The organism is Candidatus Thiopontia autotrophica (assembly GCF_982804495.1).
Map to the genome: position 1 here is coordinate 1 of NZ_CEYDPX010000012.1, position 14,003 is coordinate 14,003.

The window sequence follows — 14,003 nt, forward strand, 5'->3', positions numbered from 1 at the left end:
GACTTGTGGTAATATTCTCACCCACAAAATTTTGGGTTTGGTGTGGATTCTGTTTGGATCCACCTTTTTATTTTCGGAGAAACTGTATGAGTACAGAGACTGTAGATCTGGGTAAGCGCCGCTTTCTGACGGCTGCGACCTCTGCAGTGAGCGCAGTAGGGGTCGGCTTTGTAGCTGTTCCTTTCGTTAAGTCCATGAATCCTAGTGCGAGAGCACAGGCGGCTGGCGCTCCTGTTGAGGCAAATATAAGCAAGTTGGAGCCGGGGCAGATGATGACTGTCGAATGGCGTGGCAAGCCGGTATGGATTGTTCGTCGTACTCAGGAGACCCTGGATACTCTGAAAACATTTGATGGTATTCTGCGTGACCCGGCATCAGATGAGTCGGATCAACCTGATTACTGTAAAAATGATTCTCGCGCCATCAAGCCTGAGTACCTGGTAACTGTTGGAATATGTACCCATCTTGGATGTTCTCCAACTTTCCGTCCAGAGATGGCTCCAGCTGACCTCGGTCCAGATTGGAAGGGTGGTTTCTTCTGCCCATGTCATGGCTCCCGTTTCGATTTGGCTGGACGGGTCTACGCAGGGGTACCAGCACCTACAAACCTGGTTGTCCCTCCTCATAAATATATCAGTGATTCCAAAGTGCTGATTGGTGTAGATCAAGGAGTAGCGTAATGGGACTTAGAAATACAGAAGCAACCGGCGTACTGGGCTGGTTTGATCAACGCTTTCCGCTGCTGAAAGTTTGGAATGAGCATCTGGCACAGTACTATGCGCCAAAGAATTTCAATTTCTGGTACTTCTTCGGATCACTGGCTATGCTGGTGCTGGTGTTGCAGATTGTGACTGGAATTTTCCTTACCATGAACTACAAGCCTGATGCAGAGCTGGCCTTTGCTTCGGTTGAATATATTATGCGTGATGTGGAGTGGGGCTGGTTGATGCGTTACATGCACTCTACCGGTGCCTCAATGTTCTTTGTGGTTATCTATATGCATATGTTCCGTGGGCTTATGTACGGATCCTATCGCAAGCCCCGTGAATTGATCTGGGTCTTCGGTATGGTGATCTATGTCGCCTTGATGGCGGAGGCCTTTATGGGTTATCTGCTACCTTGGGGCCAGATGTCCTACTGGGGTGCGCAGGTTATTATCTCCCTGTTTGGTGCAATTCCATACGTAGGTGAGGAGATCGCCCTGTGGATTCGTGGTGACTTCGTTATTGCTGACGCCACTCTGAACCGCTTCTTTGCATTCCACGTTATCGCGGTACCGCTGGTGCTGGCTATGCTGGTATTCCTGCACATCATTGCACTGCATGCAGTTGGATCAAACAACCCTGACGGCATTGAGATCAAGGATGGTCCAAAAGGAAACCGCTGGAGTGATACAGCACCTACAGATGGAATCCCATTCCACCCATACTACTCTGTCAAGGATATTGTTGGCGTGGTTGTCTTCCTGATGATCTTCTCTGCCATCATGTTCTTCGTGCCGGAGATGGGGGGCTGGTTCCTGGAGAAGGACAATTTTGTCCCTGCAGATCCATTGAAGACTCCGGAGCACATCGTTCCGCTCTGGTATTTCACCGCATTCTACGCAATTCTACGTGCAGTGCCTGATAAGTTCCTTGGGGTTATGGCGATGTTTGGAGCAATTATTGTGCTCTTCCTGCTGCCGTGGCTGGATCGTAGTCCGGTTAAATCCATCAAGTACAAGGGGATGATCTCCAAGGTTACTCTGGCAATCTTCGTGGTCACTTTTATTGTCCTCTCATGGTTGGGAACACAGCCAGCGACACCAACAGCAACCATGTTTGCACGAATCTTCTCTGTACTCTACTTCGCCTTCTTCCTGTTGATGCCTTTCTACTCGAAGATGGATAAGACGAAGCCGGTACCTGAGCGTCTGCCAGAGCATTAAGGAGAACAATCGATGAAAAAGATGATGAAAAAAATCAATACACTGTTGCTTGTAATTCTCCCAACATTTGCTCTTGCATCTGGCGGCGGAGTGCATCTGGATCATGCGCCTGTGGATGTTACTGACCACGAGTCGCTGAAGAGAGGTGCCAAGCTGTTTATGAATTACTGTCTCAGCTGTCACTCTGCCAAGTTTATGCGTTACAAGAGAATGGCAGATGATCTGGGTATGGAAGATAGTGAGGTTCTGGAGAATCTGGTCTACACAGGTGCTAAAATCCATGACACTATGGAGATCGCAATGCCCGAATCGGATGCTGCTGCCTGGTTTGGAACAACTCCACCGGACCTGAGCGTGATCTCACGTTCTCGTGGAGCAGACTGGTTGTATACCTATCTGCGAGGGTTTTATGTGGATACATCACGCCCAATGGGGGTAAATAACATTGTATTCCAGGATGTTGGTATGCCTCATGTGCTGGAGGGGTTGCAGGGCAAGCAATATCTTCAGGAGGAGAAGGTGAATATGGCTTATGGTGGTGAGAAGGTTACCGAAAAACTGGTTGCCGATGGCTCCGGAAGCATGACGCCAGCAGAATATGACAAGGCTGTTGGTGATCTGGTTAATTTCCTGGTATACGTTGGCGAGCCTGCCAAAGAATACCGAGAGACTCTGGGTTGGTATGTGCTTGCCTTCCTGTTGATTCTATTGGTTCTCTCCTACCGTTTGAAGAAGGAATACTGGAAAGACGTACACTAATCCACTGTTACATTGGGTTGATGAAACCCCGGACTCGGCATCGTCTGTTGAGTCCGGGGTTTTGTCTTGATACAAGAGCAGTCTCAGGCTGCCAAAACAGTCCAAATATCATCTGATATTTGTAGAGACAGAGTTGATAACAAGGAAAAGTTATGACAATTGCAAGCAGGCACTCAGTAATGATGCTTTTCTCAGGGCCTTTGGATGCCATGAGTCACAGGGTAAGGATTGTGATGGCAGAGAAGGGGATTACTCATGAAACAGAGAGTGTTGATCTCTCTGATCCTCAGGAGGACTTTATTGAGTTGAGTCCATACCAGATACTACCGACTATTGCCGACAGAGATCTTACCCTTTTTGGTTCCAGAGTAATTATGGAGTATCTGGACGAGAGATTTCCTCATCCTCCACTAATGCCGGTTGATCCTGTGGCAAGGGCAAATGATCGTCTAATGATCGACAGGATTGATCGAGACTGGTTAGTACGGATGGAAGAGATTGAGTTTGGTAGTGACAAGGTGGCAAAGCAGGCAAGGAAGGAGTTGACAGAGAGCCTTACAATGTTGGCACCGCTATTCAAGCAACATAAATATTTTATGAGCGATGAGTTCTCCCTGGTGGATTGTAGTCTGGCTCCTATCCTGTGGAGACTGAAGTCCATGAAGATTGCTCTGCCAACCTCAGCAAGTGCAGTTATGGAGTATGCAGAGCGTATATTTGATCGTGACTCATTCCTCGATAGCCTGACTGAGGAGGAGCGTGAGCTAGATGAGTGAGAAATCACAGTCCGGCCAGGAGATGAGCTCCAGTCGTCCATATATGATCCGTGCGATACATGAGTGGATTAGTGATAATGGGATGACACCATATATTGTTGTTGATGCAACAGATTCCATGGTTACGGTTCCTGTGGCTCATGTTGATGATGACAAGATTGTTCTGAATAGCAGTTACAGTGCAGTATCAGGGTTGTCTATAGAGAATGACTGGATCAGCTTTAGTGCCAGGTTTTCCGGTGCATCTGAACATATTTCTTTTCCTCCATCTGCGGTTCGTGCAATCTATGCACAGGAAAATGGTCAGGGAATGATCTTTCCGGAGGCGGTGGAGGAGAAACAGGGCAATCAAGATGGCGGTGTTTCAGAGAAGAGTGCCCCAGCTCTCAAAATCGTAAAGTAGGAGTGCGGTAACAGCTACTGCTGAGGCCCTTTGCCAGGATTCAGTATACTGTCTGGATCAAATAGCAGTTTGATTTCGCTCATGAGTCTCCGCTCGGTGTCTGGAATCTCACGAGAAACAAATTTCTGCTTTATCAATCCAACCCCATGTTCTCCGGAGATTGACCCATTCAGTTCAAGAACAGTCTGAAAGATCTCATCAAGGCACTCCTCGGCACGCGCCATCTCGGCAGAATCATCTGGATTTATCAGCAGATTGGTGTGGAGGTTTCCATTTCCAGCGTGACCGAAATTGGCAATCATGATCTGGTGTTTGGTAGACAGTGAGTCTATTGATGCAATAAGTTCAGGTATGCTGGAGACAGGTACAACAATATCCTCATTTATCTTTTTGGGAGATACCTCTCTCAGGCGTGGGGAGAGTATTTTGCGTGCTTTCCAGAGCTGTTTGACCTCAGCTTCAGTGGAAGCGAGGTAAAAATCCACCATCCCGCTATTTGTGGCACTGGCCTGAAGTGCCTCGGCAGCCTCCTTAACGCTCTCAATTGATCCATCTGCCTCTATCATCAGCATTGCCCCTGCCTCTGCGGGAAAGTCACTGCCGAGCTGTGATCTGATCAGGCCAAGACTATTGCTGTCCATGAACTCCAGCGCGCTTGGGGTGAACGGCTGGGCCATGATCGCTGCAACTGCATCAGCAGCGCTCTGCATGTCTCGATAGAGTGCACGCATCAGGCTACTTTTTTGCTGTTTGGGCAGTAGCTTGAGAGTCGCCTCCGTTACTATTGCCAATGTACCCTCTGAGCCCACTATTAGACGGGTAAGATCATACCCTACAGCCCATTTCGTGGTTTCTGTTCCTGTCTTGATCTCCTTGCCATCTCCAGTAACAGCTCTTAGTCCAAGTATGTTTTCCCGGACAGTTCCATATTTGACGGCACGAGGGCCGGCAGAGCCGCAGGCGATGTTTCCCCCAACACTACAGAATGAACTACTACTTGGGTCTGGAGCCCAGAAAAAGCCGTGACGCGATGCCTCTTGTTGTACCTCCTGGTTTGTTACACCAGGCTGAACAATCATCAATCTGTTGTCTGTATCGACCCTAATGATACTCCTCATTCTCTCTGTCGAGAGCACGATTCCGTGATCTTCTGGTACTGCCGCACCGGAGGTCCCGCTGCCTCTTCCGCGAGGGGTTATGGGGATATGGTGTTCTCTGCAGACCCTGACTATCTCAACAACCTGGTTGTGGGTAGAGGGAAGAAGAGCTGCTTCAGGTATGGTGGAGATCCGGCTGTTGTCGTAGCTGTAGCTCAGTAGGTCAGCACTGTCATCCAGCAATCCATCGTCACCAACGATGGATCTAAACCGGGAGAGAATAGATGCATCCACTCTGATATTTTGTCAGGACTGTATCTGTAATGTGGTTGGTTAGTCTGTGTATTCGAAGAGTTTCACAATTTTCTGGACGCCACTTATCCCCTGAGTAATGGTAACGGCAGATGCCCCCTCTGCGCGAGTAACGAGCCCCATCAAATAGGTGCTCCCGTTCTCGGTAACCACCTTTATCTTGCTGGCTGGAAAGTTCTCCTCTCCCAGCATGGATGCCTTGATACGGGTGGTTAGCATGGTATCACTGGTTCTGGTCAGGAATGAGCTGGGCGCAGCCACTGTAACCATATTATGGATTCGTCGCACCTTTGGCATGGATTTTATAACTCTCTCAACATCGATTTTGAGTTTGTCGGTTGGAGCCTCTCCTGAAATCAGCACAATACCGTTATAGCTGGTAATGTTTATATGGGTCTTGTCTGCCAGTTCAGGATCCTCGTTGATCACATAGCCGGCCGCATGTTCAATGCTCCAGTTGTCATCAAGGATTGAGCCCATTGATCTCTGATCAGCAGATGTTACTGCCGCACCACCACCTGTAGTGGCCAGTGTTGCTGTAGTGGAGCACCCCTGCAGGTAGATGAAGATAGAGAGAAAGATGGTTGTAGAGAATATTTTTTGTAACATGGCCTTTTCCGGAGTTTTGTTTCTATGGCACATTGGAGTATATACTAATTATCTCCAGGCCAGAAAGCCTCTTCTATCCAGCTGAACTTGTAGTGATCTTGTTCACGGATTACAGAGACCACATCAAACCGAATGGACCACTCCTCGTATTGCGGGTTTCTCTGTAGATAATGGAGAGCAGTTCTGGATAGTTTATGCTGTTTTGCAGAGGTAACCGTGTCTGCGCCACTTCCATAATCTCGATTATTGCGTAAGCGCACCTCCACAAAGATGATGGTTGATTGATCAGATCTCATAATCAGGTCAATCTCCCCGGCCTTGCAGCTATAGTTCGAGGTTATTGGTATCAATCCGCTCTGTTGCAGAAACTCGGATACAGCCATCTCTGCATCATGGCCAGCCATGGATGAGGTTATGGTTTTATTTATTGGCAGTCTCTGTTTCAATAGTGGCACAGGATTTGGGTGTTAGTATCATTGGAATGGATCAGGGGATTATAAGGCTGTGAGTGGTGTACTGTATATCGTGACTACACCGATAGGAAATCTCGGTGATTTCTCTCCGCGTGGGCAGCAGACACTTTCATCCGTTGACCTGATTGTAGCTGAAGATACTCGCCACAGCCGAAATCTGCTGAACTATTTTGGAATTGATAAGCCTCTTTTTTCACTACATGAACATAATGAGGTAAACCGGATTGACTCTCTGATCCAGAGGTTGCTGCAGGGCGACTCTGTTGCGCAGATAAGTGATGCAGGAACGCCACTTATCAATGACCCGGGATACCTGTTGGCGCGAAGAGCACGCGAAGAGGGTATTGAGATAACAGCAATTCCCGGCCCAAGCGCTCCTGTTGTTGCGCTTTCGCTATCCGGCCTTCCGGTCAACCGCTTCAGCTTTGAGGGGTTTATACCTTCACGTGCAGTAGCCAGGGAGCAGTTCTTGCAGCAGCTTGCTGCCGAAACACGAACCCTGATTTTTTTTGAGTCACCCCGGAGAGTTGTGGAGTCGTTACAAGCCATGAGGAGCTGTTTTGGCCCGGAAAGAAGAGTATCGGTTGCCAGAGAGTTGACCAAAATTCATGAGTCAGTCCATACCGCTCCACTTTGTGAGTTGATTGAGTGGATGGAGAGTGACTCTAACAACCGGAGGGGTGAGTTTGTGCTGGTTGTTGAGGGGGCGCAAGAGGAGGATAAGGATGATTCCGAGGCATACCGTATAGTCGAAATTATCGCCCGAGAGTTGGCGCCACGCAAAGCAGCGGCAGTTGCTGCAGAGATTACCGGAGTCAGAAAGAACAAACTATATCGCTCGCTGGTGGAGTAAATGACTATTATTGTGGATGTCTGTATCATTATGGTCGGAAGTCGGCCAGACAATCGCTGTATCAATCATTGATACAGAGGAAAGTCCGGGCTCCATAGAGCGGAGCGCCAGGTAACGCCTGGGAGGTGAAAGTCTTGAGAGATATAAGCCTATGGATAGTGCCGCAGAAAATATACCGCCTAAGTACGGATTCCGTACCGGTAAGGGTGAAATGGTGCGGTAAGAGCGCACCGCACAACAGGTAACTGTTTGTGGCAAGGTAAACCCCGCTTGGAGCAAGACCAAATAGGAGAGCTACAGGAGCTGCTCGCTCTGCTCTCGGGTAGGTTGCTTGAGGTGCGTGGCGACATGCATCCCAGATGAATGGTTGTCCTCGACAGAACCCGGCTTATCGGCCGACTTCCACCTCTTTACTGCTTTCTGCACTGCTCAATACCATATTTTTTTCACACAACTTTTTCTGGTTGCGCAAGGTTTCTTATGGAAAACCTAGCTTGTTTCAATAACCGCATGAAATATAAAAGGTGTCTGTTGGTGAGTTTCCTCATTTAACAAACATTATAACCTCCTGTTATAAAGCAACTTTTTCTATTTTTTGGTTGATATTGGATAAAAGTGGCGTATAGTGGTGACTTGTGGGGCAAAGTGGTTAATTTCTGGTGAGTGTAATATTAAAGGGGTAGCACAATGTTTGAAGAGGTAGTCGATGCATATACAGATAACGCAATCATTCGCGTAATTGGTGTCGGGGGAGCAGGTGGTAATGCCTTGGAACATATGGTGGAGTCAGAGATTGCGGGGGTAGAGTTCATCTGCGCAAATACTGATGCACAGGCATTGGGAAAATCTTCTGCAGATACGGTAATTCAGATTGGGTCACAGACGACCAGAGGTAGAGGCGCAGGTGCCAAACCGACGGTCGGACGTGATTCAGCACTTGAGGATCGTGAACGTATTCGTGAACTTATTGACGGCACAGAGATGCTCTTTATTACTGCTGGTATGGGCGGCGGTACTGGTACAGGTGCAGCACCAGTTGTAGCTGAGGTTGCCAAGGAGATGGGAGTTCTTACAGTTGCTGTGGTTACCAAGCCATTCTCTATGGAGGGCAACAACAGAATGAAGGTTGCTCTCGAGGGTATTGAGGAGTTGAGCAAGCATGTTGACTCCATTATTACAATTCCAAATGAAAAATTGATGACAGTTTTTGGCGAAGACATGACGCTAATGGATGCATTCCGTGAGGCAGATAGTGTTTTGCGCGGCGCAGTCCAGGGTATTGCAGAGCTTATTACCCGTGAGGGAATGATTAATGTCGACTTTGCCGATGTCAAAACAGTAATGTCAGAGATGGGTATGGCAATGATGGGAACAGGATCTGCTACAGGAGAAGATCGCGCTTCCAAGGCTGCAGACGCTGCCCTGCATAGTCCTCTGCTTGAGGATGTGGATCTGCGTGGTGCAAGAGGTATTCTGGTGAATGTAACCTCTGGATATGATCTGACTATGGGTCAGTTCAATGAGGTAGGTACAGCGGTTAGACAATATGCATCAGAGGATGCAACTATTGTGGTAGGTGCTGGTTTTGATGCCGATATGAGTGATGAGATTCGTGTCACTGTAGTGGCTACCGGCCTGGGTGGGGCTGCTGTGGAGAAGCAGGTGGCACCTCAGGTAATCAAACCTACGTTGGTTGAGGCAGCAAAGCCGACAGGTACAGGCGGTGAATATGATCAGCCAACCTATATCCGTGATGAGCAGGGTGAGTCGACAGATGGTGAGTTTAATGAAGAGCTGTTTGACATACCTGCCTTCTTGAGAGCTCAGGCGAACTGATTTCAAGGCATATTTTTGGTCTATAGATTATGTTTAGGGGGAACAAGACAGTAAGTCTCGACAGCAAGGGGAGAATCTCGATCCCTTCCCACTATCGGACCAGATTGCTTGAGGCATCTGGCGGCACTGTCATTGTTGCACCCAGCTTCCGCTCTTCATCTCTTGATCTGTTTCCACTCTATGAGTGGGAAGAGAAGGTTGAGAACTATATAGATACCCTGGATAGCAAAAAGCAGATCCTGTTGCGTCGTGCAGTTATTGGCAGGGCACAGGAGTGTGAGATGGATGGGAGCGGACGTATTTTGCTTTCTCAGAAGTTGCGTGATTATGCAGGGCTGGAGAAATCAGCGGTTTTGGCAGGGGTTGGATATAAGCTGGAGCTCTGGAATGAGGTAGACTGGATTGAGGCCTCATTGGAAGAGGAGGGGCTCAGCAAGGAAGATCTGAGTCTGCTCGAGGATGTCTATATCTGATCAAGGGCACCATCATGTTGCCCACTATTCAGTCATGTTGGAGGAGGCAGTTGCCGGCCTCAATATAAAGCCAGACGGGTTTTATGTGGATGCAACCTTTGGAAGAGGGGGGCATGCAGCCGAGATTTTGAAACGACTCTCTTCACATGGCAGACTTCTGCTTATGGATCGTGACCCGGTAGCTGTCCAGGCTGCAGAGGAGAGGTTCTCCGAAGATTCCAGGGTTTCGATTGTCCATGCCCCATTCTCCGATCTGAAAATGGTATTGCTACATGAAGATATGGCAATTGATGGTCTATTATTGGATCTTGGGGTCTCCTCTCCGCAACTTGATCAGGCGGAGCGAGGATTCAGTTTTATGAAGCAGGGTCCTCTTGATATGCGAATGAACCCACAGCAGGGGACAAGTGCCGCAGAGTGGATCAAGGATGCCTCTCAAGATGAGATTGCAAATGTATTGTGGGAATTTGGGGATGAGCGTCACTCCAGAAGAGTTGCCAGGGCCATTGTCAGGGCTCGTGACGAGGATCCAATTAATACTACACTGCAGCTTGCAGAAATTGTCAGGAGATCCATTCCAGGGAAGCAGAAACGTCATCCTGCAACAAAAACATTTCAGGCTATCCGTATCTATCTAAATAGAGAACTTGATGAGCTCGGAGAGGTTCTCGATCAGGCCGTTGAACTTCTTAATACGGGGGGGCGAGTTGCTGTTATCAGTTTCCATTCGCTCGAGGATAGAATGGTAAAACGGTTTTTTAGAAAATGTGAAAAAGGGGAGAGCAATCTGCCACCAGATCTGCCAATTCGTTCCATAGAGCATAGCGGAGTAATGCGAGTGATCGGCAAGGCGCAATTTCCCTCTGCAGACGAAATATCGATTAACCCACGTTCCAGAAGTGCAGTATTGAGGGTTGCCGAGAAGCTTGAGCTTCCTGGTGAGAGGGGAGAGTAGTGACACGCTGGTATGAGGCAAACTTCATTATTCGTGGCGGTCTGTTGCCACTGCTTATTTTGCTAGTGATTGGGAGTGCAATGGGGGTTATCTATCTTCAACATCGGGAGATCCAGCTCTATATCCATCTGCAGGGGCTAAAAAAACAGTATGGGCGTGCTCTTGAAGAGCAGGGTCGGCTCCGTTTAGAGGAGGCGGCATGGGGAAATCTTGCGAAAATTGAGGATCGTGCACAGTCTGAGTTGAGCATGTCCTATCCTGACGGTAGTCAAAGAGTGGTAATTCACCAGTGAAGAGAGGTTCAGTAACTGGCGATACCATGGTTCGACGGATAGCTGTTGGGATTCCTCTGCTGGTTGCAATGGCTATTCTGGTGTGGCGAGCAGTCATGTTGCATCTGTTTCCAGAAGAGGTAAGCACAAGATTGCCCGGCCGGGTTGCCCAGCATATAAGCAAGATGGAGATTCCGGCAATACGTGGTGAGATTGTAGATCGAAATGGCTCAGTGCTTGCGTTGAGTACCCCGGTCGTGACTGTTGGCTGTAATCCGCAAAAATTTCCAGACTCCCGTGAGATACGAATCAGACTGGCAAAATTGTTGGGTGAGAGCGAGGGTTGGCTCAATAAAAAACTGGCACGCTACTCAGCGAAAAAATATATCCCGCTGAAAAGACAGGTTGCACCACACATAAAGAAAAAAATTGAGTCACTAAATATTGCAGGCATTGAGTTTCGTCGGGGCGTAAGACGTTATTATCCAGAGGGTGAGGCAATGGCGTCCTTTCTCGGTTTTACCAACCGGCAGGACGAGGGGCAGGAGGGGATAGAGTTGGCCTATAATGAATGGCTTAATGGTTCTCCAGATATAGTCCAGGTGGTTCGGGATGCATCCAGAAAGCCAATTGAGACACTTGGCCTGATTGAGCATGGAGAGGAGGGGAAACGGCTTCACCTGAGTCTGGATCGTCGCCTGCAGTTTCTTGCATACAGATCCCTGAGTAAGGCAATAACTGAATATGATGCATCATCAGGTTCAGTGGTTGTATTGGATTCAGACCGTGGTGAGGTATTGGCAATGGTGAGCCTCCCATCTTTTAATCCAAATGACCCATCACAGAGAAAGGGCGGCGCACTGCGAAATCGGGCAGTTACCGATCTGTTGGAGCCAGGCTCAACCATGAAGCCGTTTACTGTAGCAGCTGCCCTTGATAGTGGGGTAGTTAACCTTGAGACAATTATTGATACATCCCCTGGTAGATTGAAAATTGGGAGGAAGGTTATTCGGGAATTTAAAAACCATAATTACAAAAAAATTGATTTAAAGACCCTGGTGCAAAAGTCCAGTAATGTAGGATCAGCCAAGCTTGCCTTAATGATGAAGCCGCAGCAGTTATGGAGAGTCCTTGATCTTGCCGGGATTGGAGAGCTAACTGGATCGGGCTTCCCTGGAGAGGGGACAGGAGTTTTGCACGACTATGCAAGATGGAGGAAGGTTGATAGAGCAACCCTCTCTTACGGGTACGGACTAAATATGACCCCGCTACAGTTGGCACGGGCATACTCTGCAATTGCCGAGGATGGAGTGATTAAGCCTGTTACCTTTTTGCGCCAACGAGATGAGGAAGATAGAGGAAGTGTACGCAAGGTTCTATCTGCAGAGACAGCGCAAGCTGTCCGTCTGATGATGGAGAGCGTGACCCAAAACGAGGGGACAGCACGGCGAGCCAGGGTAAAAGAGTATAGGGTTGCAGGCAAGACCGGCACGGTTGATAAGCTTGTTGATGGGAGATATTACGATAGTGATGGCAAGGCTCTTGGGCACACTGCCCTGTTTGCTGGAATGGCACCGGTTGACGACCCAAAAATTGTTGTGGTTGTAGTTGTTGATGATCCAAAAGGTAAAAGATATACCGGAGGCTGGGTTTCAGCCCCGGTATTTTCCGAGGTTATGGAGGGAGCGCTACGGGTGATGGGTATTTCTCCAGACCCGGAAAACAGGGATGAGATATCCTGATGATGAATAAGAGAGATATGGAGTGGAGCTTGGGGGAGATTCTGGATGGTATTACAGTTGTACCTCAGGATCTCAGTGAGATTACAGTAATGGGGCTCTCTGTGGATAGCAGAACACTCTGTCATGGTGATCTCTTTATTGCGCTTGCCGGCTCAGGTCTGGATGGGGTTGATTATATTGATCAGGCTGTGGAGAGAGGGGCTGTTGCCATACTGTTTGATAGTGGAACAATAACTCACCATGTTGGAATTCAGGTGGCAAATCTGAGGCAAGTATTGGGGCAGATTGCCAGCAGGTTTTATGGGAATCCCTCTCATAAGTTAAAGGTTGTTGCTGTAACAGGAACAGATGGGAAAAGCTCAGTTACCCACTTTATTGCAGCAGCAATGGAGCGATTTGAGGGGGGCGCAGCTGTTATTGGAACGCTTGGTGGAAGGTTGATGGAGAGAGGTCGTGACACGATTGCCACCGGCCACACAACTCCTCCTCCAATTGAGCTGCAGAGGCTCTTCTCAGGCTTTGTTGAGTCTGGAGTAAAAAGTGTGGCAATTGAGGCCTCGTCACATGGAATAGAGCAGTTCAGACTCTCAGGCAGTGAGATTACCAGTGCCGTACTGACGCAGGTGGGGCGAGACCATCTGGACTATCATGGTTCTGTCGCTGCCTACCGTAAGATTAAGAAGAGTCTGTTCTATTATCCCGGACTATCTTCGGTTGTGGTTAATCTGGATGATGAGCTGGGCCGTGAGATCTATCTTGACCCAACCAGAACAGCAGAATGTATCGGTTATGGCTCTGAAAGTGGCAATATAAAACCTGATGTTTATGGTGCGGTCATTATCCAGGATCGCAATGGAATGGTGCTGGAGGTTGAGTATCATGGTGAAAAGAAGGTGCTTGATAGCAACCTCTATGGCAGATTCAATGTGAGTAATCTTCTGGCTACATTGGCCCTGTTGATTAGCTGGAAAGTGCCATTTTCTGAGGCTGTGGAGATATTGGAAAAAACCGAGCCAGTTTCTGGTCGTATGGAGCCATTTGTGGGAGATGGGTACGCCACCATGATAATCGATTATGCCCATACTCCTGGTGCACTTGCGGCGGCACTAACTGCAACCAGAGAGCACCTGCAAGATGTATCAGGTGTTGGAAGGCTCTGGGTTCTGTTTGGTTGTGGAGGTGATCGTGACAGTGGGAAACGTCCAGAAATGGGAAGGATTGCGGAACAGTATGCAGATGTGGTGGTACTAACCGATGACAACCCAAGAGGTGAGTCAGCTGTAGATATCACCAGACAGATTCTTGCCGGGATGCAGCAGGCAGAGAGGGCGGCAGTGATTCATGACAGGGAGGAGGCAATCCGCCACTGCTTCAGCGAGAGTAACCAAAATGACATTGTATTGATTGCAGGAAAGGGGCATGAGGAGTGGCAGTTGGTTGGAGAGAGAAAGATCCCGTTTAGTGACCGACTGTTGGCAGCCTCATTGATGAGGTCTAACCTCTCCGGGATGTAGGT

At 48.5% G+C, this 14,003-nt stretch carries 15 protein-coding genes and 1 other RNA gene; 13 read left to right on the top strand and 3 right to left on the bottom strand.

Features of this window, described 5'->3' with window-relative positions; genetic code table 11:
* Positions 1–86: 86 nt before the first annotated feature.
* The 5 genes from petA (at position 87) to AC3ZFK_RS04935 (ending at position 3,865) form a co-directional block, all read left to right on the top strand.
* Positions 87–680, top strand: a complete 594-nt coding sequence (gene petA, locus AC3ZFK_RS04915; RefSeq protein ID WP_487506746.1) for a ubiquinol-cytochrome c reductase iron-sulfur subunit — start codon at positions 87–89, stop codon at positions 678–680.
* Positions 680–1,927, top strand: a complete 1,248-nt coding sequence (locus tag AC3ZFK_RS04920) for a cytochrome b (RefSeq protein WP_487506747.1) — start codon at positions 680–682, stop codon at positions 1,925–1,927. Before petA ends, AC3ZFK_RS04920 begins: the two co-directional genes overlap by 1 nt.
* A 24-nt stretch (positions 1,928–1,951) precedes the next feature.
* On the top strand, positions 1,952–2,686 hold the full coding sequence (locus tag AC3ZFK_RS04925) for a cytochrome c1 (RefSeq protein WP_487506792.1): 735 nt from the start codon (positions 1,952–1,954) through the stop codon (positions 2,684–2,686).
* Between the two features lie 152 nt (positions 2,687–2,838).
* Positions 2,839–3,462, top strand: coding sequence for a glutathione S-transferase N-terminal domain-containing protein (locus tag AC3ZFK_RS04930; protein WP_487506748.1), 624 nt, complete (start codon positions 2,839–2,841; stop codon positions 3,460–3,462).
* Positions 3,455–3,865: a ClpXP protease specificity-enhancing factor gene (locus AC3ZFK_RS04935; RefSeq protein WP_487506749.1), complete on the top strand. Its 411-nt coding sequence runs from the start codon at positions 3,455–3,457 to the stop codon at positions 3,863–3,865. Before AC3ZFK_RS04930 ends, AC3ZFK_RS04935 begins: the two co-directional genes overlap by 8 nt.
* Positions 3,866–3,879: 14 nt before the next feature.
* Here AC3ZFK_RS04935 and AC3ZFK_RS04940 read toward each other — a convergent pair whose 3' ends face one another.
* The 3 genes from AC3ZFK_RS04940 to AC3ZFK_RS04950 are packed head-to-tail and all read right to left on the bottom strand — an operon-like array spanning position 3,880 to position 6,329.
* Positions 3,880–5,256, bottom strand: a complete 1,377-nt coding sequence (locus AC3ZFK_RS04940) for an FAD-binding oxidoreductase (protein WP_487506750.1) — start codon at positions 5,254–5,256, stop codon at positions 3,880–3,882.
* Positions 5,257–5,295: 39 nt separating this feature from the next.
* Positions 5,296–5,883 carry a BON domain-containing protein gene (locus AC3ZFK_RS04945; RefSeq protein WP_487506751.1) on the bottom strand — a complete coding sequence of 196 codons (588 nt, stop codon included), beginning with the start codon at positions 5,881–5,883 and terminating at the stop codon, positions 5,296–5,298.
* Positions 5,884–5,927: 44 nt separating this feature from the next.
* A complete protein-coding gene (locus tag AC3ZFK_RS04950) occupies positions 5,928–6,329 on the bottom strand; it encodes a YraN family protein (RefSeq protein ID WP_487506752.1) in 402 nt (133 codons plus the stop codon).
* 58 nt (positions 6,330–6,387) lie between these two features.
* Here AC3ZFK_RS04950 and rsmI point away from each other — a divergent pair, with 58 nt between their 5' ends.
* The 8 genes from rsmI (at position 6,388) to AC3ZFK_RS04990 (ending at position 14,001) form a co-directional block, all read left to right on the top strand.
* Positions 6,388–7,209: a 16S rRNA (cytidine(1402)-2'-O)-methyltransferase gene (rsmI, locus tag AC3ZFK_RS04955; RefSeq protein WP_487506753.1), complete on the top strand. Its 822-nt coding sequence runs from the start codon at positions 6,388–6,390 to the stop codon at positions 7,207–7,209.
* A gap of 37 nt (positions 7,210–7,246) precedes the next feature.
* An RNA gene (gene rnpB / locus AC3ZFK_RS04960) (RNase P RNA component class A) lies at positions 7,247–7,616 on the top strand.
* Between the two features lie 280 nt (positions 7,617–7,896).
* On the top strand, positions 7,897–9,045 hold the full coding sequence (gene ftsZ / locus AC3ZFK_RS04965; protein WP_487506754.1) for a cell division protein FtsZ: 1,149 nt from the start codon (positions 7,897–7,899) through the stop codon (positions 9,043–9,045).
* Positions 9,046–9,074: 29 nt separating this feature from the next.
* Entirely contained in the window at positions 9,075–9,518 is a 444-nt protein-coding gene (gene mraZ / locus AC3ZFK_RS04970) for a division/cell wall cluster transcriptional repressor MraZ (protein ID WP_487506755.1), read from the top strand.
* The gene (gene rsmH / locus AC3ZFK_RS04975; protein ID WP_487506756.1) at positions 9,505–10,473 is read left to right on the top strand and encodes a 16S rRNA (cytosine(1402)-N(4))-methyltransferase RsmH; all 969 of its coding nucleotides are present in this window, start codon (positions 9,505–9,507) and stop codon (positions 10,471–10,473) included. Before mraZ ends, rsmH begins: the two co-directional genes overlap by 14 nt.
* On the top strand, positions 10,473–10,766 hold the full coding sequence (gene ftsL / locus AC3ZFK_RS04980; protein WP_487506757.1) for a cell division protein FtsL: 294 nt from the start codon (positions 10,473–10,475) through the stop codon (positions 10,764–10,766). Before rsmH ends, ftsL begins: the two co-directional genes overlap by 1 nt.
* Positions 10,763–12,487 carry a peptidoglycan D,D-transpeptidase FtsI family protein gene (locus AC3ZFK_RS04985; RefSeq protein ID WP_487506758.1) on the top strand — a complete coding sequence of 575 codons (1,725 nt, stop codon included), beginning with the start codon at positions 10,763–10,765 and terminating at the stop codon, positions 12,485–12,487. Before ftsL ends, AC3ZFK_RS04985 begins: the two co-directional genes overlap by 4 nt.
* Positions 12,487–14,001: a UDP-N-acetylmuramoyl-L-alanyl-D-glutamate--2,6-diaminopimelate ligase gene (locus AC3ZFK_RS04990; protein WP_487541454.1), complete on the top strand. Its 1,515-nt coding sequence runs from the start codon at positions 12,487–12,489 to the stop codon at positions 13,999–14,001. The genes AC3ZFK_RS04985 and AC3ZFK_RS04990 overlap by 1 nt, the downstream gene beginning before the upstream one ends.
* Positions 14,002–14,003: the final 2 nt, after the last annotated feature.

Bases quoted from the DNA above. Each gene is read 5' to 3' on its own strand.
- mraZ (WP_487506755.1), top strand. From the start codon at position 9,075: ATGTTTAGGGGGAACAAGACAGTAAGTCTCGACAGCAAGGGGAGAATC.
- AC3ZFK_RS04930 (WP_487506748.1), top strand. From the start codon at position 2,839: ATGACAATTGCAAGCAGGCACTCAGTAATGATGCTTTTCTCAGGGCCT.
- ftsZ (WP_487506754.1), top strand. From the start codon at position 7,897: ATGTTTGAAGAGGTAGTCGATGCATATACAGATAACGCAATCATTCGC.
- rsmH (WP_487506756.1), top strand. From the start codon at position 9,505: ATGTCTATATCTGATCAAGGGCACCATCATGTTGCCCACTATTCAGTC.
- AC3ZFK_RS04945 (WP_487506751.1), bottom strand. From the start codon at position 5,883: ATGTTACAAAAAATATTCTCTACAACCATCTTTCTCTCTATCTTCATC.
- AC3ZFK_RS04990 (WP_487541454.1), top strand. From the start codon at position 12,487: ATGATGAATAAGAGAGATATGGAGTGGAGCTTGGGGGAGATTCTGGAT.
- AC3ZFK_RS04925 (WP_487506792.1), top strand. From the start codon at position 1,952: ATGAAAAAAATCAATACACTGTTGCTTGTAATTCTCCCAACATTTGCT.
- AC3ZFK_RS04935 (WP_487506749.1), top strand. From the start codon at position 3,455: ATGAGTGAGAAATCACAGTCCGGCCAGGAGATGAGCTCCAGTCGTCCA.
- AC3ZFK_RS04920 (WP_487506747.1), top strand. From the start codon at position 680: ATGGGACTTAGAAATACAGAAGCAACCGGCGTACTGGGCTGGTTTGAT.
- petA (WP_487506746.1), top strand. From the start codon at position 87: ATGAGTACAGAGACTGTAGATCTGGGTAAGCGCCGCTTTCTGACGGCT.